Consider the following 19053-nt stretch of genomic DNA (forward strand, 5'->3'; position numbering starts at 1 on the left):
CCCTACAGTTACTGTTGCTGCATTCTTTTTTTTAACTGGTATTATTTAATTAAAAACCCGGTTTCTCCAAGAAACCGGGTTTTTAATCAGACGTTATTTATCCGCGTGTCATCGCACTTAATGGCTTAAAGCGAATTCCGGCAATCTGGGTTCAGATTCGCCACTCGGCAATACCTTCACCTGACCGTTTTCATCCACATCTACGATCGCACTTTGACCGTCTTTCAGTTTCCCAGACAGCATTTCCTCAGCCAGTACATCTTCCAACAACCGCATGATGGCGCGGCGCAATGGTCGAGCACCGTAGCTGGGATTGTAGCCTTCTGTAACTAACAAGTCCTTGAACTTGTCTGTCACCGACAAAGTAATACCCTGTTCGGTTAAGCGGCCGAAGACTTGCTGCAACATGATGTCCGCAATCTGCTTGACTTCTGCCTTGTTCAACTGGCGGAAGACGATAATCTCATCCAAGCGGTTGATAAATTCGGGACGGAAGAACTGTTTCAATTCTTCGTTTACCAAGCTGCGAACGCGGTTGTACTGCGCGTCTGAAGCCGTTTCGGCAAACTCGAAACCGAGACCGCCGCCGCCTTTTTCAATCACCCTCGAACCGATGTTTGATGTCATGATCAGCAGCGTATTCTTGAAGTCTACTGTCCGACCTTTGGCATCTGTCAAACGGCCGTCTTCCAAGATTTGCAGCATCATGTTGAAGACATCGGGGTGAGCTTTTTCGATTTCGTCGAACAAGATTACTGTGTAAGGACGGCGGCGCACTGCTTCTGTTAGTTGACCGCCTTCGTCGTAGCCAACGTAACCCGGAGGCGAACCGATGAGTTTAGAAACTGTGTGGCGTTCCATAAACTCGGACATATCTAACCGAACCATAGCTTCTTCGGAACCGAAGAAATATGTGGCTAAGGCTTTTGTCAGTTCGGTTTTGCCTACGCCTGTGGGGCCGGAAAAGATGAAACTGGCGATCGGGCGATTGGGATTTTTCAAGCCAACCCGCGCGCGGCGGATCGCCCGAGAAACTGCGCTGACAGCTTCTTCTTGGCCGATCAAGCGCTGGTGCAAGGTGTCTTCCATGTGCAGCAGCAATTCCGATTCCGATTCGGTCAGCTTGCTAACAGGTACTCCCGTCCAATTAGCCACAATGTGGGCGATGTCTTCTTCGGTGACTGTGGGAGAGGTTTTGATCTGGCTTTTGTTGATCGTAGCTTCGGCGATTTCGGCTTCGATTTCTAATTCGCGATCGCGCAATTTTCCTGCTTTATCGAAGTCTTGCTCGCGTACTGCTGCATCTTTTTCTTTTGTTACCGCCGGCAGTTGTTTCTTGAGTTCTTTAACTTCGGGCGGGGTTTGCGAGTTCATCACGCGGACGCGGGAACCTGCTTCGTCAATTAAGTCGATCGCCTTGTCTGGCAAGAATCTATCGTTAATATACCTGTCTGACAGTGTAGCCGCTGCTTCTAAAGCTTCGTCGGAAATTGTCAGTCTGTGGTGCTGTTCGTAGGCCGATCGCAAACCGTACAATATTTCTATTGTTTCAGCCACGCTTGGTTCGCCGATTTTAATCGGTTGGAAGCGGCGTTCTAGGGCTGCGTCGCGCTCGATATGCTTGCGGTATTCATCCAAGGTTGTCGCGCCCACACACTGCAATTCGCCTCGCGCCAGGGCTGGTTTGAGCATATTGGAAGCGTCCATGCTACCTTGAATCGCGCCTGCACCAACTAAGGTATGAATTTCATCAATTACCAGAATGATATTGCCTGCTGCGCGAATTTCGGCCATGATTTTCGTCAGCCGTTCTTCAAATTCGCCTCGGAATTTTGTCCCCGCAATCAGCGAACCCATATCGAGGCTGATTACTTGTTTGTCTTCTAAAATTTCCGGGACGTTTCTGTTCACAATGCGCTGGGCGAGACCTTCGGCGAGGGCTGTTTTGCCTACTCCCGGTTCGCCTACGAGCACTGGATTGTTCTTCGTGCGGCGGCCCAACACTTGGATCACGCGCTCGATTTCATTTTCGCGGCCCACCACGGGATCGAGTTTGCCGCTGGCTGCTAGCTTGGTTAAGTTTGTGCCGAATTCTTCTAAAGTCGGGATTTTGCGATCGCCGCTATCCCCCCGGCCTCCAGATACCGCCGCGACTTCTCCCACTGCACGAATTACCTGCGTGCGGACTCTCTGGCGATCGATTCCCAGGTTTTGCAGCACCTTCGCCGCCACCCCTTCATCGTCTTGGATCAGCCCCAGCAGGATGTGCTCTGTGCCGATGTAATTGTGTCCTAACTGTCGCGCTTCGTTCAGCGCCGTCTCAAAAATGCGCTTGACGCGGGGGGTAAACGGAATCTCCGGCGGGAGGAACCCGGAACCTCTACCGATAATATTTTCGATTTCATTGCGCGCCTCTTTCAAGTTGAGGCCCATATCCAGTAATACTTTTGCAGCGATGCCAGTGCCTTCGCCGACGAGTCCTAAGAGAATTTGCTCGGTGCCTACAAAATTGTGGCCGAGGCGCCGCGCTTCCTCTTGGGCTAGCATGATTGCTTTAATGGCTTGTTCTGTAAAGCGTTCAAACATATTTTTTCTATCCTACTGTCTTGGCGAGGGTTGTATCGCTGCTGGTGAGGAGCGATTTGGAACACTACACAAATTATATATGTAAATTTTTGTGTATTTCCTTTTATTCAATGTATCGCTACTAAGAGGAGGCGGACAGTGGGGAGAGCCGAATAGTTGGGGTGTGTTTGCCGTCTGGTTGCGCGATCGAACTGTGCCAAGGCAAATTAATCTTATCAATCACCGTATCACTCATCTCCTAATCTACTGTGTTGCCGTTCCCCTGTCAAGCATTCTCTTAAAGCGAGCTATCGACAATGTTTCTTCGGGCGATCGGGGAATGCTTTTGTTTCAAATTACATATTTTGAGCAAAAGTATTGCACCCCAAAGCAATTTTATTTTAACAGTTTGACTTGCCCGCTGGCGGTCAAAAACCGTTTTTTTTAACTAAAATCCTTCGTTGCAGCCTGTAGATTTGCTAAAAAGCCCGGTTTCTTTGGGCTTAGTGCGTGCAGGAATCAACAGGTTAAGGGGCTTATGGGCGATCGGCATTTTCCGAAGGCAGGAGGCTTTTATGAACTCACCCTTAAAAAAGTGAGATTGAAACAAGGACATTGTACACCTCGCTGCCCGCATTCTCAGTATAATTATTTATTTTACTGAGCTTTAAACTCACAACTAAAGCTTTAATTAATATTTTTCACCTCCTGCCTTCTCCTTCTTCCCTCTGCCTTTCTTGTAAAATTAGCGGCATTTTGAAATTGCCATTAATCGCCACTTGCAAAATCTGCGATCGAAACTTACAACCGTGAAACTTTCTTGGATTTTTTGCCTTTAACCAATGACAATTTCCCGATTTTAAAGCCATTGTGGAAGCAACTGTTTAATAACTTTTACAAACCCGATCGCAATTTGAATCAGCGGCCAACCCGCAAAACCGATTAACACAGCCCAGCGAGTTTTAATATCCAAACCTTGGCGAACCGCCACAATTACAGATAGCAAGCTCCACACAGCTAATATCCGCTCTATCCCTTCTCCCAGCAACGGAATTAACGTTAAAAAATTCAGCACTTGCGGGGCGTAAGCAAATCCGATCGGAACCAACAACTCTCCATAACTTACATGACCTGGTTTCAGCCACTGCCCAATTTTAAAGATAGTGAAAGTCCAAAAATAATAACCCCCCACCAGTGCCAAAGCATCTATCCAAAGTGCTAACAATAACACGGATAGATCAGTTCGATTGATTAACAAAATGACGGCACTGCCAAAAACGCGGGACACCGCTGCTAAAATTACAATCGTTAAAGCTATCCGCTTCGTTCTGGCAGTGTAGGGAGTTTTTTCGTAAAAGTTGCTGTTCAAAGAAAGTGCGTTCCAAAGCGTTCTTCGCAAACCTGCAATTGAATCTTCTCCCCTCACCTTTAACTCCTGCTCCTCAAGATAGTTGACAACAAGGACAAAATAAGCTCTAATACAGCAAAATTACCAAAATATTTCTACATAATTAGGTAATTAACAGGCATTCTACCAGATTTTATTAAATGCTAAGATTGATTTTGCAGATATTTGCGTGGCTGCGCGGAGGAAGTTTAAATTTGTTGCTCATCGCAGCTCTCATCCTGCTAGTTTGGGGCATTCTTTCGCCAGTGGGAACTGTTATATGGTGGCTGGGTCAAAGTGCCGAAACTTTGGGTTTCAAAAAAAATTCGCCGGAGATATTGCCCCCAAACGACAGCAGCCGGGAAGCGCCCAAGTCTTCACCGAGCAATTGTTATATCATCTTTTTACCGGGAGTTGGCGATTTTTCGGGGGACGAACTAACACCGGGAGAAGCATTTTTTCTCAAACACTTAGTTGAAAGTCACCCGCAGTGCGTAGCCGTGGGGGATGTTTTTCCTTATTCAGCTTCTAACAAAAGTTTAGGCGGACAGCGCTGGCTAGCTCCTTTTTGGCGGTTTGCAGCACAGGCAAAAGGTGGGCCGATTGGGGCGGATATATTCATCAAAATCCGCAATCTTTGGAGGTTTGCAATTTCTCTCGATTATCGCTACGGTTTAGCATACAATCAGGGAATTGCCAATGCAATTATCGAGCGCATGAATGCTAAATCTCCGATTTCAGCTAATCCTCAAAAACCTTTGCAAGTTATTTTAATTGGCACTAGCGGCGGCGCACAAGTTGCTTTGGGTGCTACTCCCTATCTTAAAGAATGGCTGAAAGCAGAAGTTACTGTTATTTCAGTTGGGGGCGTGTTTTCGGGAGAGAATGGTTTTGCAGAAGCCGATCGCGTTTTCCATTTGCGCGGCACTCGCGATTCAATTGAGGATATTGGCGGCATAGTTTTTCCGACTCGCTGGTACTGGTACGCGACTTCCCCCTTCAATCAAGCTCGTTTACAAGGACGCTACGCAGAAGCTGTCAGCGGCCCTCAAAAGCACGACGGCGATGAGGGATATTTTGGGGAAAATCAGGCAAGTAACGGTGAAAAGTATGTAGATATTACGCTGGATAAGATTAATCAATTGCCTGTTTGGTCTGATGGCGCGTCCGATTGATGAGTTTTTACATATTCGGTGCCTCTACAAATATCGGACATCATATCAATCGGTAACATCAGCTACTTAGCATTTAAATTGGATCTAAAGAAATAATAAAATTATCTTGGGCTCTTGCTCCGCAGCACCGCCCAGAATATACAATTTAAATGCAGAATAGCTTAGTCATTAGTGATTAATTGTATCATTCGTTGTGCGTCGCTTGAAGCTTGGCCTTGTTGCCTTCGAGTCTCTACCGCAGTTCCCGACGCGCGATGCCCCATTCCCCATTCCCTATTCCCTATTCCCTATTATCAATGTCTCGACCAACATTATATATTGCCATCACCAATCACGGATTTGGTCACGCTGTCCGAGTTTCCTCGGTAGCTGCAAAAATTCAAGAATTAAATCCAGATATTTTACTAATTATCACCACAACCGCACCTCGGTGGCTACTAGAATGTTACATTAGTGGCGACTTTATTCTCCGTCCCCGCGCTTTTGATGTGGGAGTTGTGCAAGCTGATAGTTTGCATATGGACAAAGAGGCGACTCTGGAAAAGTTGCGGGAAATTCGGAAAAACCAAAATTCGATAATTGCGGGCGAAGTTAATTTTATCAAGCAAAATCGGGTGGGTTTGGTGTTGGCAGATATTCCTCCTTTGGCTGCGCGAATGGCGGCATCTGCTGGGGTTCCTTGCTGGATGATGAGCAATTTCGGCTGGGATTTTATCTATCGAGATTGGGGCGGGGAGTTTGTAGAAATGGCTGATTGGATTGGTGAATGTTTCGGAAAGTGCGATCGGCTTTTTCGCCTGCCTTTGCACGAACCGATGGCTGCTTTCCCAAATATTCAAGATGTCGGCTTGACGGGCGGCAATCCTCGCTACAGTAACGATGAAATTCGGGAAGTATTCGGCATTAAATCACCGCTGGAAAAAACTGTATTGCTGACTTTCGGTGGCTTGGGTTTAGAAGCAATTCCTTATCAAAATTTACAGTTATTTAGCGATTGGCAATTTATTACTTTTGATGCGGCGGCTCCCAATTTGCCGAATTTGATTAAAGTCAAAAATTCTGAATTTTCACAATATTTCCCCATTTTACCGCGTCCGGTGGATCTAATGCCTGTCTGCGGGCGCTTGGTTTCTAAACCGGGATACAGCACTTTTTCGGAAGCTTTGCGCTTGGAAATACCTGTTGTTTCTATTATGAGAGAAGGTTTTGCAGAAGCTGAGGTGTTGTTGGAGTGGCTAAAAAATTATGCGGAACATCAAGTGGTGACGGCGGCGGAGTTTTTTGAGGGGGATTGGGAGTTTTTGCGACAGCCGCTGCATCCGCCGCGTTTGTCGGATAAGTTGGATAAAAATGGTACTGAGGATCTCGCCCAAGCTGTTGTAGACTATTTTAAAGATCGGGATTAGGATGATGCTGATTTACGATCTAAAATCCCAATGGATAAATCTTTGATTGATTCCACCGCAGATTAACGCAGATTAACGCAGATATTTTCCTGAGCGGAAAGCAATTGAATGCAATGCAAGTCTAATTTGGTCTAAAATCTAAAATCTAAAATCTAAAATCTAAAATCGAATGCTTCATCACCAACAAATACTCAGAATTCAAACTACAGGGAAGTCTCTGTGCAACATCACTCCTAAGATAGAAGATGCGGTGGCGAATTCTGGTATTGAAACAGGACTTTGTAGCTTGTTTTTGCGCCATACTTCTGCTAGCTTGGTGATTCAAGAAAATGCTGACCCGGATGTACTTAAGGATTTGGCTAACTTTTTGGCTAAACTTGTACCGGAGGGCGCGAGTTACATTCACGATGCGGAAGGCCCAGACGATATGCCGGCGCACATTCGCACTGCGCTGACTCATACTTCTGAACAAATCCCGATCGCGCGCGGTAGATTATTGTTAGGAACTTGGCAGGGAATTTATCTCTGGGAACACCGCCAGCGGGGTCACTTTCGCGAATTGGTCGTTCACGTCAGCGGCGTTGGATCGGAATTTGCACCTCGCTGATTTTAGTGGCTTCGGCCGTCATCGGGGAATTGTAAAAAAAGCGGCGCGGCGGCCCGACTATTTCGTATTCGGGATGTTCTTGAAGCCAATCTTTGAGTTTCTGGAGGTTATTTTCGTAACTTTCCCAAGTGTAGGCCCCGCGCGCGCCGATGCTAACAACTGTCATCGGTGAAGTATCCGTGACTTCCACAGCAGAGTTAACGCTGCTGGGGGCGATATTTGGTGCCGGGTAGAGGAAGGAAACTTCTGCAACCGGAACTGTATCGATTTCCTCGGAAGTTTTCGTGTAGCGCGCTTCTACTGGCGTTGTCATCGCAATTTGATTGTTGCTGATGTGTTCAAATAAGGGATTGAATGCGATTCCTGTAGCTTGTCGCAAATCGCCTGCGTGGGTGTAGGTGACAGCGCGGTACTGAGGATATTGCTTAACTTCTATGACGCCAATCTGTGCCGGCTCAGGGAATCCACTAGGTAATGTCATTTTAGATTTTAGATTTTAGATACTTCGGCTTTGCGAGCGTACAAGTTTGAGATTCTAGATTTTACACTAAATAATGAGGCAATACTTACTCTGCAAGGGTTTTCTAGTTGCTTGCAGTTGCGTTTGTTTGGGCAACTGCTATAAATAGGCTGAGATTGTTTGCAGCCGATCGCTCCTGCAGCACAACCAGTTTAGCAGTTATTTAGAGCGATGCTAACTGTCGATCGCCTAGAATTAGTTGAGAGATTTCTTGCTTTACCTCGTAATAATACGGACGGCGCTAAGTAACCAGAGAAACATCAATCTAGTTGTCCTTTAAAAATTAGCGTTTTTCAGGGGCGTCTGCTATTTATGTCGGAAAATATTCGGCTGTGCCGATCGAGCTGTGCATTTTCAGTTATTGCCACGGCGGGCGATCGCGCGAAGCCACGCCGTTCAATTATATCGCTTTCAGGGAATGACATATGAAAAAGATTCTAGTGATTGAGGACGATCGAGTAATTCGAGAGAATATTCTCAAACTCCTCAAAGCCGAAGGTTTCGACGTGACGGGTGCAGAAAATGGAGCGCTGGGTTTAAATGCCGCGGTGTCAAGTCTTCCCGACGTGATTCTTTGCGATGTGATGATGCCGGAACTGGACGGGTACGGGGTGCTGATGGCTTTGCGATCGCACCCTGTTACTGCTACAGTACCTTTTGTTTTCCTGACAGGTAAAGCCGAGCGCTCTGAAATGCGACAAGGTATGGAATTGGGAGCAGATGATTACCTCACAAAACCTTTTACTAAAGCTGAGCTTGTGGGTGCGATATCCAGCCGCTTGAAAAAACAAGCAGCTTTTGCCGAACAGCAGCATAATTTGCGATCGCGAAGCAGCACATTACTCCCAGATGCCGCCGACAAATTAGAGGAGATAGAAACAAGTTTGCGTGCAGCCTTGGAACGAGAAGAATTCCAAGTTTACTATCAGCCACAGGTCAATGTTCAGACGGGAAAAATCGTGAGCGCCGAAGCTTTGGTGCGCTGGCTGCATCCCGAAAAAGGGCTGATTTCGCCCGCCGAATTTATTCCAGATGCCGAAGCAACTGGCTTCATTATACAATTGGGCGAGTGGGTTTTGCAGACAGCTTGCAGACAAATACAGGTTTGGCAAAATGCGGGTTTTGCCTTGCAGCAGGTAGCGGTAAATCTGTCGCCCGCCCAATTTCACCAACCAGAACTCAGCAGCAGAGTTGCCGAAATTTTAGCAGAAATTGGTTTAGCACCGAGCAGTTTGGAATTAGAGCTGACCGAAAGTTTGATGGTGGAGGATGCCGAAGGTGCGAGCGCCACTTTGCAACAATTGAAAGATTTGGGAGTTTCTATCTCTATTGACGATTTCGGCACAGGCTATTCTTCTTTAAGCTATCTGACACAATACCCCTTTGATGTTTTAAAGATCGATCGCTGTTTCATCAGCAATATAACCGACGGTTGCACAAATGCAGCGATTGTCAAAGCTATTATTGAAATGGCGCACAGTCTCTGTCTTGAGGTAATTGCCGAAGGAGTTGAAACTGAAGCCGAAAAAGATTTTCTGTGGCGCTACGAGTGCGATGCCATGCAAGGATATTTGTTCAGTCCTCCTGTGCCGGCAGCGGATTTTGAACAGTTGCTGGCGGAAGGCAAATAGAATATCGCTGAAGTTAATGGCTTTGAGATTTTAGATTGACTCCAGGCATTAGTCTGGAAGCTGGAAAGTTGAACTTTCGTCTAAAATGTTTAGATTGTTCGCGACAGGAGTCTGGGCATTGTATCAGTTTGTGGGCGGTCAATCTTTGTGCTGCGACAGCCAATGAAGATTGTAAAAAATATTGATTCTCTCGTTCCCACCCTGAAAACGAGAATTATTTAATTATAGACAGCGGTACTTCTCGGCTACTGTCGCTATTTCAATCTAGATCAAAATCACTAATATTTTCGATAATTTCTTCTCTCTTAAGATATAAGATTAATTAGAAAAAAATTGGCAACATTTTTGTAGGGGTCCCCTCACCCAGAGCCGTGCTATAGCAATCCTAAATGAATTGTGTAAATATGTAAGAGTAGGTACGGGATACTGGCACTACTCTACATATTTGGCGAATTCTAAAGGATTGCTATATACAAATTAGATGGGCGACAGCTTATAACAAAAAATGCTTTTTGCAAAAATAAGATACTCCCAGGAGTTATACCATGTCCGGCCGATTGACCGAAATCAAACTAATTCGATCCAATTCTCAACAAGATTAGATAAAAACTGCTACTTTTGAGTTTTTAAACTAATGCTTCAAGTTGGCTGACGGTCGGCGGAAGTTCTAAGTCTTTGAACAAGACTGTACTGAGATAGCGTTCGCCATAGGAAGGCTGCACAAAAACTATCAATTTTCCAGCATTTTCGGGACGCTTCCCGACTTGAATTGCGGCCAACAAAGCCGCACCTGCTGAGATTCCTGACAACAATCCTTCTTCTCTGGCTAGCCGGCGGCTGTAGGCGATCGCATCTTCGTCGCTAACTGCAATTACTTCATCAATTAACTCTGGTTTCAACACTTCCGGGATGAATCCTGCACCAATCCCTTGAATTTTGTGAGCACCAGATTTGCCTCCAGAAAGCACGGGGCTGCTGGCGGGTTCAACTGCGATCGCCCTAAAACTCGGTTTCCGCTGTTTAATTACCTCAGCAACTCCAGTCATCGTACCGCCGGTACCAACTCCAGCCACAAAAAAATCTACTTTACCGTCTGTATCTTCCCAAATTTCCTCGGCCGTGGTTTCCCGGTGAATTTTCGGATTAGCGGGATTGCGAAACTGTTGCAGCAGGAAAGCATTGGGGGTTTCTTCTGCAATTTCTTCCGCACGGGCGATCGCGCTTAACATCCCTTCATGTCCCGGAGTTAATTCCAACTGAGATCCGTAAGCTTTTAACATCGATCGGCGCTCTAAACTCATCGTATCCGGCATCGTTAAAATCAGACTGTAGCCTTTCGCCGCCGCAATCATTGCCAAAGCAATTCCAGTATTTCCTGAAGTCGGTTCTACTAAAATAGTTTTCCCCGGTTGAATTAACCCCGCATCTTCTGCCGCCTGAATCATGCTCGCCGCAATCCGATCTTTCACCGAAGCAGCCGGATTCATTCCTTCCAGTTTTACCACAATTTGAGCAACTACTCCTTCCGCTTGGGGAATTTTATTGAGCTGAACTAAAGGAGTTCTACCAATTATTTTTGTAACATCTCTAGCAATTTTCATGGCTTAATTTATCTCCAGTTAAATGTAGTACATGGGATTTGCTTGTTTGCGAACATCCCGCTGTTCGCACAAATCTTGTAATGTGTATTTTCCCAACACCGCAACAGATGCCTGTCTCGCTTCCTCCCAGATTTCTAGCACCGCAGTTTTTTCTGTTGTTGCAGATTCCGAAACTTTTTGGAACGGGCCCCGGTCGCCGCCTTCGAGAGTCGAAAACACCTCTAGCAAAGTAATCTGCCAAGGCTCTTTCGCCAGCAAATAACCGCCTTTAGCACCCCGCAGACTCTGGACGATACTCGCACGCCGCAGCACGGCAAGAATTTGGTCTAGATAGCGTTCCGGTATTTCTTGAGAAGCAGTAAGTTCGTTCACTGTTAGGGGCGAATCCTTCGGGTGCTGACTCGCCAGTTCCAAGAGCGCTAACAGAGCATATTCTACTCTAGAAGATAGTTCCAGATTCCCCATTGGCGATCGAGTTTAAATTGTAAAATAGATTATAGTACATAATTCCGGTAGATGTACAGGTGTTATTATATTTTTATTACAAAAACGGTTGGAGAAATCCCGTGAGCAACGTAAATGTAGGGAATTTAAGCTGTCGGCACTGTCGGTATTACGAGCAGCAGGGACACAGGGGCGGAACCTGCCAGATGCTCGGCGTGGCGGTACAGGGTGGGTGGAAAGCTTGTCCGTTTTTGGTTCCGCCCTTTGCACAGTCTTGGGAACACCCAGAAGTGGCTAGATCCCGAAAGTCTCAAAGGTTGGAGGGAGCGAGTATTTTAGAGGCAATACCCCCGCCTTAAAGTAACTGCTAAGTAGGTAGGCGGATATATGCTTTCTCATCGTTAAGTTTATTCCTACTCACCTACTTAACGGCAGTCAAAAGGTGCGACATACCGCATCTGTTGGCTGTGAGAAGAAAGAAATCAGGAGAAAGAGAAAAGCAAGTGCGACGATACGCACTTGCTTTTGAACTGTTTGACGAGTCGATGATTAAATTTAATTAACGCACATTTGATACAAATGATCTGTGGTATAGAAAACTCAGAATTTGCTCGAATATCCCATTGTCAGCTAATAACCTTTTATATTTCGTAGTGCCACACATCTGAAGGTTGCAGAATAATCCGGTGGAGCGGCAGACGCTCAATCAAACCTTGCTGCTCAAAATGACCGAGGGTTCGAGTGACAGTTACGCGACTTGTACCGAGAATTTCTGCAATATCCTGATGCGTTAAAATCATATCGATCAGATGTCCTCGCTCTACCTCAGAACCAAACCTTTTAGCCAGCCAAGTCAATAGTTTATAGAGCATAAAATCAACTTTTTTGTAACCTCGCATTATCATAAAATCTTCAGCTTGCTGAATGTGATTGAGCAAAATATCTCTATTTAGCCAGCGCTCGACCGATAATAAAACTGCCTCGACTTTAGTGAGGCATTCAATTTGAAAAGGATCGCATTTTGATATTGGTTTGCCGATCGTATCACCAGGCACCCACAATCCCAAGGTGATAATTGTGCCATCTTCAAGCCACGTTACAGTTCGCACTACTCCACTTTCAATTCGCCACAGAGCATTGCTTCTGTTGGGCAAGTGCGAGCGGCGAGAAAATATATGTCGGCTCGTTTCATCAAAAGTTTTAGTGGAAAGAGAAGCAATAGTCATAGCCAGTTACTGAAAGAATAAAAGTTAGTTTGTCCAATGACAGCAGGATAGTGTGGCTGGCAAAAATCTATATAAATTAAAGCTTTACTAGATTCCTGCACCGTCTAAAAACTGTGTAATGAATAAATCAGAAGACAGGAATAATTCATGTTTTTCGACCTCTGCTTGCTCTGATTGAGTTGTTTTGAGCGGAGATAATTGAGATTTTAAAAAATCCACCTGCTCTTCTAAATCCTTAATTCTATCGAATAAAGCTCGAATCGCTTGAGCTTCCAAATCCGGTATTACTTGAGAATTTAGAGCATCTTCCACCTGCTTTTTCCGAGAGATAATACGGCCGGGAATTCCCACAACTGTGCAATCGCTAGGGACATCCCGCAGCACTACCGAACCCGCACCAATCCGAACATTATTGCCAATTTGAATATTGCCTAAAACTTTAGCACCGGCTCCCACCACTACATTTTCTCCCAGAGTCGGATGCCGTTTTCCTATATCTTTACCCGTGCCGCCAAGGGTTACTCCTTGATAAATTACAGCATAATCTCCAACGATCGCAGTTTCGCCAATTACCACCCCCATACCGTGGTCGATAAACACGCCCCTACCAATTTTTGCTCCTGGGTGGATCTCAATACCTGTTAAAAAGCGGCTGAGTTGGGAAATCAAGCGCGGTACAAACGGCAGGCCAGCGGAATAAAGCCAGTGTGCTGTCCGGTGCAAAAAAAGTGCTTGGAGTCCGGGATAGCAAAATAATACTTCCAGCCAGTTGCGGGCCGCTGGGTCACGTTCGTAGATAATTTGCAAGTCAGTGAACATATTTAGTCTCACCGTGTTTTGGTTATACATTATCGGCAGTGCCGACGGTTTAAGCTGCCTAAAGCAGTCAATCGATTTTAGATTTGAGATTTGAGATTTTAGAGGCGACCCCACGAATAAATGCGGGGGCTTGAGGATTGAAGAATTTTAGATTTTGGATTGATTCCACGGATAAATCCGGGGGCTTGTACCACCAAGAAATTCTTGGTCAGGAAACTTAGACATCAAAACCTTCAAACCTGAGTTTTTGCCCTCTCTTCGGGGGATAACGAAGTATCTGTGCAAACAACCCGGTTTCTGACCACCTGTGCGTAAGTCTTAGCAGTATTGGTTGTGACATTATTACATATAATACTGTAATTCGACCGACTTACAGTAGTTAATGGAGAAAAAAATTTCCCCCAGCCTTTTCTAAGCTGCCTCCGATATTTTCCGTGAAACAAACGGTACTGCTTGTCTGACTTCTTGCCGCAGCGGAATCTCGATCGAGAATTCCGTGCCCAATCCCGGTGTCGAATCGCAGCGCAGCGTACCCTTGTGCTTTTCTACGACAATTTTATAGCTGATTGACAGTCCCAATCCTGTCCCTTTTCCGACCGGTTTCGTCGTAAAGAACGGGTCAAACAGCCGTTTTTTGACATTTTCTGCCATGCCGGGGCCGTTGTCGGATATCCGCACAATTATGCGATCGGGGCTTGAATATTCTGTGGTGATGGCGATCGCGATCGGATTGGCTTTCGCTGCTGCAGGCCCGCGATCGAGGTGGTAACTCTCAAGGGCGTCGATCGCATTAGCCAGAATATTCATAAACACCTGATTTAATTGTCCGGCATAGCACTCTACTAAAGGTAAATTGCTGTAGTTTTTAACAATCTCGATCGACGGGCATGAGCCCGTAGCTTTCAGGCGACTTTGCAGAATTAGCAGAGTGCTGTCAATACCTTCATGGATGTTGACAGGCTTCATCTCGCTTTCGTCTAAACGAGAGAAATTCCGCAAAGATTGGACAATTTGAACAATACGATCGGCTCCTATTTTCATCGAGGACAGCAGTTGCGGCAAATCTTTGCTGAGAAATTCAAAATCAATATTTTCTAAATACTCTGAAATTTCTGAGGGAGGGTATAAATAGTGTTTTTGGTAGAGTTTGACTAACTCTAACAAATCCCTACTATATGCGCTGGCGTAGTGGATATTGCCGTAAATAAAACTAATAGGATTGTTAACTTCGTGGGCGATACCAGCAACTAATAAACCCAAACTAGACATTTTTTCCTGCTGAATCAGTTGAGTTTGAGTTTGCTGCAACTCTTGCAAGGTTTGCTCTAACTGTTGAGATTTAGCCCTGCGTTCTGCTGCTACTTTTTCAATTCGAGCGGTATAATTCCACAAGCTCATTAGATAAAGTGTCGCCACCAAAGTTAAGATAGTTCCCAAAATTAAAACAGTCAAAGAACGCCAAAATATGAGAGGATTAATGTACTCTGGCGTTAGCCGCAGTTGCAGCAACCACCTGCGATTTTCAATATTGAGAATGCGGGTGCAACTGCTGCCGTCCGGGCAGTAAGCTATTTCCCCGATTTCGAGTTTATTTTTAATGTTTTCGTCGGTGACGATCCTTTTAGTCTTCGCTTCGTAAAAAGCGAGAAATTTTCCTGTTTCAGGAGCCATAGCATCTTGAAGATACACGTTAATAAAGTTCAGCTTAGTTTCCTGCAAAGCCGATTTAACTATAGCATCTACCAGCAAAACTCCGAGAGTAAAACCTTTCAGTGTTTCTGGTTCCCCAGCCGAAAAATTGGGCTGCATTGCTGCGGAATCACCAGCAGAAATTTGACCAAAAATTGGCATAAATACGAGGACGCTTGGTTGATTTGGTGAAGACCATTTTTGGCGAGCAGTCGCGATAATTTCTTGTCTTTTTGCGGCTGTTTCTAAGGCTAGCCGATTGGAATTCAAATTTAAACCTAAATCTATTTTATCAGTCAGGAATTGCGGCGAGTCAGAAACACTGGGCAGCCAAGCGATCGCCTTGAGGCTCGGATGGCGGTACAGGGCACTACCAACAAATGTATTAATTTCTGGGTTTTTAACGCCGTCAAATACGCGGTAAAATGCTCCCGCAGCCCGAATTATTTCTAAATTCCCGCTAACATCTCTCTGAATGTCTGTAGCTATTTTATCCAGTTGCTCTTGCAGTCCTGCTTGCATGAATTTGTATTCCCAATTGTACGCGACTGAAGAGGCGATCGCAGACATTCCAAATCCTGCACAAAGTGTTAATCCTGCCTGGATGTAGTGGCGATAACTAACTAAAGTGCTAGTTGCTAAATTCAACAATTTGTTAACATTCATATTCTTCGCTGACTTTTTTTCAATCGTTTCCAGTCACAGCCTGGGAATTAATTTCAGGAGCAAGCTCCTCTGATTTGGAGCCACGAGACAGCATTACCAAGCACCAGCCTGGTAATGATATGTCGCAGCAGTGTTTTGTAGAAGCTCCCCGATAGTATGTTGAGCAAGATCCAGCCGCTGATTTTAAATTGAATAAGCTGGAAAAGTCATCGCGTGTTTGGGCTTGACATAAACCTGTTGATCTCGCGTTAACTGTAGAGAATCGAAGCGCTCGCGACTTACGTAAGCTGTTACTATCTGATCTGATTCTAATACTAATTCGGTTTGAATCTCCCGTCCTAAATGAATGATGCGGCTGACTTTTGCTAATGCAAAACCAGACTGTGGATTAGTTTGAATTTCCACATCGTGGGGGCGCAAAAACACTAAATCAGAATGGGCGGCTCCATGATTGTGAGCCGTTGTACCGTTGCTGGCGAACAAACCCGCAGTATTTGGCAGCACATTTACAGGCCCAATAAAACTCATCACAAAAGCTGTTGCGGGTTTGTCGTAAATTTCAGCAGGAGTGCCAACTTGTTCGACTCTACCTTTGTTCATGACCACAATTTCATCGGCTACTTCCATAGCTTCTTCTTGGTCGTGGGTGACAAAAACTGTGGTGATGTTAACTTCTTTATGAAGGTTGTGCAGCCACGATCGCAATTCTTTGCGGACTTTAGCATCTAATGCTCCAAAAGGTTCGTCTAACAGCAGCACTTTTGGTTGAACTGCTAGAGCTCTCGCCAAAGCCACGCGCTGCCGCTGACCGCCGGAAAGTTGCGAAGGATAGCGATCGCCCAAACCTGTCAACTGCACTAAATCCAAAAGTTCATCAACCCGCCTGCTAATTGAGTTTTTAGCAACTTTGCGAATTTCCATCGCAAAAGCAATATTTTTCTTAATAGTCATGTGTTTGAACAAAGCGTAGTGCTGAAACACAAAACCGATATGCCGTTCCTGCACCGACTGCTGGGTAGCATCCTCGCCGATCAGGTGAATAGAACCAGTATCCGGCGGTTCGAGTCCCGCAATCATCCTCAGCAGAGTCGATTTCCCGGAACCGGAAGGCCCCAACAGCGCGACTAAAGAGCCACTTTTAATTTCCAAATTCACGTTGTCAATGGCGTGAAAGGAGCCGAAGTGCTTCGATACGTTCTGAACTTTAATGCTCATGAGTTTATTTACTTATTTTAGGAGTTGACAAGCCAAACCCCACTTACTCGACAGATTTACAGTAGTATATCTTGAAAATAATATTTTGCAAGGTCTGTAACTTTTTGTATTGTATTTCCAGCCCTCCTGATGGGGACGGCGCTTGAAAGTTGAGGCTAAGAGTCGGAAGAGTTAACCCGCGAGGGTTTCGAGAGGTGGGGCGATCGTCCGAGAATCAGCAATGCTGAAAATACGCAGAAACCGGGCTCGATCGACGAAAATACTGGATCAAAACCTTTAAAATCTTTAATCCCGCTCAAAAACCCGGTTTCTTTGCTGTCGATCGATAATTTGACGGCTGCCGACAATTTCCCGACTCCCGGCGATATTGAAAATTTCAGGTAGGAATTGCTCAATCTGAGCTGCGATCGCACACAATTTAGATCACAATAGTTAATTCAGAAGCCCGCCAGCTTAACTTTTGAGAAACTACCAAGAATAAGTTCTAACCAAAACACCACTATGGGAAAACCAACAGGCTTTATCGAATTCCTCCGCGAATTGCCCTCCGAACTCTCACCAGTCGAGAGAGTCCACAACTGGGACGAATTTCACCTACCGATGGAGGAAGACAAACTCCGCAGCCAAGGCGCGCGCTGCATGGACTGCGGCATCCCATTTTGCCACACGGGTTCCCTGATTAGCGGCATGGCCAGCGGCTGCCCGATCAACAACCTGATTCCCGAATGGAACGACCTAGTATATCGCGGACTCTGGAAAGAAGCCCTTGACAGACTCCACAAAACCAACAACTTCCCCGAATTCACCGGCAGAGTCTGTCCCGCCCCCTGCGAAGGCGCTTGCGTGCTCGGCATCAACAACCCGCCAGTCACGATTAAAAACATCGAAGTCGCCATTATCGACAAAGGCTGGGATGAAGGCTGGATTACCGCCGAACCACCCGCCAAACGCACCGGCAAAAAAATCGCCGTCATCGGTTCCGGGCCCGCTGGTTTGTCGGCTGCGGCGCAACTGAACAAAGCAGGTCATTTGGTAACTGTATACGAAAGAGCCGATCGACCGGGAGGCCTGCTAATGTACGGCATCCCCAACATGAAGCTAGACAAAGAACAAGTCGTGATGCGCCGCCTCAAAGTCCTCGAAGACGAAGGCGTAACATTCGTTTGCAACACCGAAGTTGGGAAAGACTTACCAGCCGAACAACTGCTAAAAGAATACGACTCAGTTGTCCTCTGTACCGGCGCGACAAAACCCCGCGACTTAGGAATCGAAGGGCGGGAATTAAAAGGCATCCATTTCGCGATGGACTTTTTGACAGCGAACACCAAAGCAGTTTTAGACAAGAGCACCAACGACAACTTCATCTCCGCCGAAGGCAAAGATATCGTGATTATCGGCGGTGGCGACACAGGCACCGACTGCGTCGGCACCTCCATCCGCCACGGCTGCAAAAGCTTGGTACAGCTAGAAATCCTGCCCAAACCGCCCTCGGAACGGGCCGCCAACAATCCCTGGCCCGAATGGCCGAAAGTCTACCGCTTGGATTACGGCCAAGAAGAAGCTGCAGCCAAATTCGGCGATGACCCCCGCGGCTATCTCACCACGGCGACAAGGTTCGAGGGCGACGAAAACGGCAACGTCAAAGCCGTGCACACCGTTGAGGTGGAGTGGGCGAAAAACGAAAAAGGACAGTTCATTCCCAAGCAAATTGCGGGCACCGAGAAAGTGTTGCCGGCGCAGCTTGTCTTGCTAGCGATGGGCTTCCTGGGCCCGGAACAGCCCTTGCTGGATGACTTGGGATTGGAACGCGACGCGCGCAGCAACGTCAAAGCCGAGCACGAAAAATATACCACCAGCATTCCGGGAGTTTTCGCGGCTGGTGACTGTCGCCGGGGACAAAGTTTGATTGTTTGGGCGATTAACGAAGGGCGCGGCGTGGCCCGCGAGTGCGACCTTTATTTGATGGGTGAGACGGATTTGCCTTAGTTGATTTATAGAGCCTATAGGGGCGGGTTCACCAACATTTTGAGGCAACAAACCCAAAATTCTGTAAACCCGCCCCTATACCGCGAAATGACCTAAATCCTGACGTAATATTTGGG

At 46.2% G+C, this 19053-nt stretch carries 17 protein-coding genes; 6 read left to right on the forward strand and 11 right to left on the reverse strand.

What is annotated here, in order from left to right; all coding sequences use genetic code 11:
- Nucleotides 1-117: 117 nt before the first annotated feature.
- The 3 genes from AACV78_RS25475 to AACV78_RS25485 form a co-directional block, all read right to left on the reverse strand.
- Complete coding sequence (locus AACV78_RS25475) at nt 118-2586, reverse strand: ATP-dependent Clp protease ATP-binding subunit (RefSeq protein ID WP_194010385.1); 2469 nt, start codon at nt 2584-2586, stop codon at nt 118-120.
- 680 nt (nt 2587-3266) lie between these two features.
- Entirely contained in the window at nt 3267-3434 is a 168-nt protein-coding gene (locus AACV78_RS25480; RefSeq protein WP_194010386.1) for a hypothetical protein, read from the reverse strand.
- Nucleotides 3425-3991, reverse strand: coding sequence for a hypothetical protein (locus tag AACV78_RS25485; protein ID WP_194010387.1), 567 nt, complete (start codon nt 3989-3991; stop codon nt 3425-3427). The genes AACV78_RS25480 and AACV78_RS25485 overlap by 10 nt, the downstream gene beginning before the upstream one ends.
- A gap of 122 nt (nt 3992-4113) precedes the next feature.
- On the opposite strand from AACV78_RS25485, the gene AACV78_RS25490 reads away from it, so the two are divergent.
- The 3 genes from AACV78_RS25490 to AACV78_RS25500 all read left to right on the forward strand — a co-directional run bounded on the left by AACV78_RS25490 (nt 4114) and on the right by AACV78_RS25500 (nt 7140).
- The gene (locus tag AACV78_RS25490; protein ID WP_194010388.1) at nt 4114-5127 is read left to right on the forward strand and encodes a hypothetical protein; all 1014 of its coding nucleotides are present in this window, start codon (nt 4114-4116) and stop codon (nt 5125-5127) included.
- 296 nt (nt 5128-5423) lie between these two features.
- A complete protein-coding gene (locus tag AACV78_RS25495; protein WP_194010389.1) occupies nt 5424-6533 on the forward strand; it encodes a glycosyl transferase in 1110 nt (369 codons plus the stop codon).
- Nucleotides 6534-6702: 169 nt separating this feature from the next.
- Nucleotides 6703-7140 carry a secondary thiamine-phosphate synthase enzyme YjbQ gene (locus tag AACV78_RS25500; RefSeq protein ID WP_194010390.1) on the forward strand — a complete coding sequence of 146 codons (438 nt, stop codon included), beginning with the start codon at nt 6703-6705 and terminating at the stop codon, nt 7138-7140.
- Here the strand turns inward: AACV78_RS25500 and AACV78_RS25505 are convergent.
- Nucleotides 7106-7621 carry a heme-binding protein gene (locus tag AACV78_RS25505; protein ID WP_194010391.1) on the reverse strand — a complete coding sequence of 172 codons (516 nt, stop codon included), beginning with the start codon at nt 7619-7621 and terminating at the stop codon, nt 7106-7108. The genes AACV78_RS25500 and AACV78_RS25505 overlap by 35 nt on opposite strands.
- 464 nt (nt 7622-8085) lie before the next feature.
- On the opposite strand from AACV78_RS25505, the gene AACV78_RS25510 reads away from it, so the two are divergent.
- Nucleotides 8086-9291, forward strand: coding sequence for an EAL domain-containing response regulator (locus tag AACV78_RS25510; RefSeq protein ID WP_194010392.1), 1206 nt, complete (start codon nt 8086-8088; stop codon nt 9289-9291).
- 626 nt (nt 9292-9917) lie between these two features.
- On the opposite strand, the gene cysK is transcribed toward AACV78_RS25510, so the two are convergent.
- Both cysK and AACV78_RS25520 read right to left on the reverse strand, forming a co-directional pair.
- On the reverse strand, nt 9918-10892 hold the full coding sequence (cysK, locus tag AACV78_RS25515; RefSeq protein WP_194010393.1) for a cysteine synthase A: 975 nt from the start codon (nt 10890-10892) through the stop codon (nt 9918-9920).
- Nucleotides 10893-10910: 18 nt separating this feature from the next.
- Nucleotides 10911-11357 (reverse strand): RrF2 family transcriptional regulator, encoded by a 447-nt coding sequence (locus tag AACV78_RS25520; RefSeq protein ID WP_194010394.1) that lies wholly within the window; start codon nt 11355-11357, stop codon nt 10911-10913.
- A 101-nt stretch (nt 11358-11458) separates the two neighbouring features.
- On the opposite strand from AACV78_RS25520, the gene AACV78_RS25525 reads away from it, so the two are divergent.
- Nucleotides 11459-11695, forward strand: a complete 237-nt coding sequence (locus tag AACV78_RS25525; protein WP_228042450.1) for a hypothetical protein — start codon at nt 11459-11461, stop codon at nt 11693-11695.
- A 282-nt stretch (nt 11696-11977) separates the two neighbouring features.
- Here the strand turns inward: AACV78_RS25525 and AACV78_RS25530 are convergent, their stop codons facing one another.
- From AACV78_RS25530 to AACV78_RS25550, 5 genes are all read right to left on the reverse strand, one after another.
- Nucleotides 11978-12562, reverse strand: coding sequence for a Crp/Fnr family transcriptional regulator (locus AACV78_RS25530; protein WP_194010396.1), 585 nt, complete (start codon nt 12560-12562; stop codon nt 11978-11980).
- Nucleotides 12563-12649: 87 nt separating this feature from the next.
- Complete coding sequence (gene cysE / locus AACV78_RS25535; RefSeq protein ID WP_194010397.1) at nt 12650-13411, reverse strand: serine O-acetyltransferase; 762 nt, start codon at nt 13409-13411, stop codon at nt 12650-12652.
- A 381-nt stretch (nt 13412-13792) separates the two neighbouring features.
- Nucleotides 13793-15736 (reverse strand): ATP-binding protein, encoded by a 1944-nt coding sequence (locus tag AACV78_RS25540; protein WP_194010398.1) that lies wholly within the window; start codon nt 15734-15736, stop codon nt 13793-13795.
- 183 nt (nt 15737-15919) lie between these two features.
- On the reverse strand, nt 15920-16951 hold the full coding sequence (locus tag AACV78_RS25545; protein WP_194010399.1) for a sulfate/molybdate ABC transporter ATP-binding protein: 1032 nt from the start codon (nt 16949-16951) through the stop codon (nt 15920-15922).
- A 155-nt stretch (nt 16952-17106) separates the two neighbouring features.
- Complete coding sequence (locus AACV78_RS25550) at nt 17107-17346, reverse strand: hypothetical protein (protein WP_194010400.1); 240 nt, start codon at nt 17344-17346, stop codon at nt 17107-17109.
- A gap of 106 nt (nt 17347-17452) precedes the next feature.
- On the opposite strand from AACV78_RS25550, the gene gltD reads away from it, so the two are divergent.
- On the forward strand, nt 17453-18937 hold the full coding sequence (gene gltD, locus AACV78_RS25555) for a glutamate synthase small subunit (RefSeq protein ID WP_194010401.1): 1485 nt from the start codon (nt 17453-17455) through the stop codon (nt 18935-18937).
- Nucleotides 18938-19053: the final 116 nt, after the last annotated feature.

The organism is Tychonema sp. LEGE 07196 (genome assembly GCF_963890365.1).
Lineage (GTDB): Bacteria > Cyanobacteriota > Cyanobacteriia > Cyanobacteriales > Microcoleaceae > Microcoleus.

Coding starts and splice junctions, on each gene's coding strand:
- AACV78_RS25475 (WP_194010385.1), bottom strand. CDS start 2,586: ATGTTTGAACGCTTTACAGAACAAGCCATTAAAGCAATCATGCTAGCC.
- AACV78_RS25510 (WP_194010392.1), top strand. CDS start 8,086: ATGAAAAAGATTCTAGTGATTGAGGACGATCGAGTAATTCGAGAGAAT.
- gltD (WP_194010401.1), top strand. CDS start 17,453: ATGGGAAAACCAACAGGCTTTATCGAATTCCTCCGCGAATTGCCCTCC.
- cysE (WP_194010397.1), bottom strand. CDS start 13,411: ATGTATAACCAAAACACGGTGAGACTAAATATGTTCACTGACTTGCAA.
- AACV78_RS25505 (WP_194010391.1), bottom strand. CDS start 7,621: ATGACATTACCTAGTGGATTCCCTGAGCCGGCACAGATTGGCGTCATA.
- AACV78_RS25490 (WP_194010388.1), top strand. CDS start 4,114: ATGCTAAGATTGATTTTGCAGATATTTGCGTGGCTGCGCGGAGGAAGT.
- AACV78_RS25495 (WP_194010389.1), top strand. CDS start 5,424: ATGTCTCGACCAACATTATATATTGCCATCACCAATCACGGATTTGGT.
- AACV78_RS25480 (WP_194010386.1), bottom strand. CDS start 3,434: ATGGCTTTAAAATCGGGAAATTGTCATTGGTTAAAGGCAAAAAATCCA.
- cysK (WP_194010393.1), bottom strand. CDS start 10,892: ATGAAAATTGCTAGAGATGTTACAAAAATAATTGGTAGAACTCCTTTA.
- AACV78_RS25540 (WP_194010398.1), bottom strand. CDS start 15,736: ATGAATGTTAACAAATTGTTGAATTTAGCAACTAGCACTTTAGTTAGT.
- AACV78_RS25520 (WP_194010394.1), bottom strand. CDS start 11,357: ATGGGGAATCTGGAACTATCTTCTAGAGTAGAATATGCTCTGTTAGCG.
- AACV78_RS25530 (WP_194010396.1), bottom strand. CDS start 12,562: ATGACTATTGCTTCTCTTTCCACTAAAACTTTTGATGAAACGAGCCGA.
- AACV78_RS25545 (WP_194010399.1), bottom strand. CDS start 16,951: ATGAGCATTAAAGTTCAGAACGTATCGAAGCACTTCGGCTCCTTTCAC.
- AACV78_RS25500 (WP_194010390.1), top strand. CDS start 6,703: ATGCTTCATCACCAACAAATACTCAGAATTCAAACTACAGGGAAGTCT.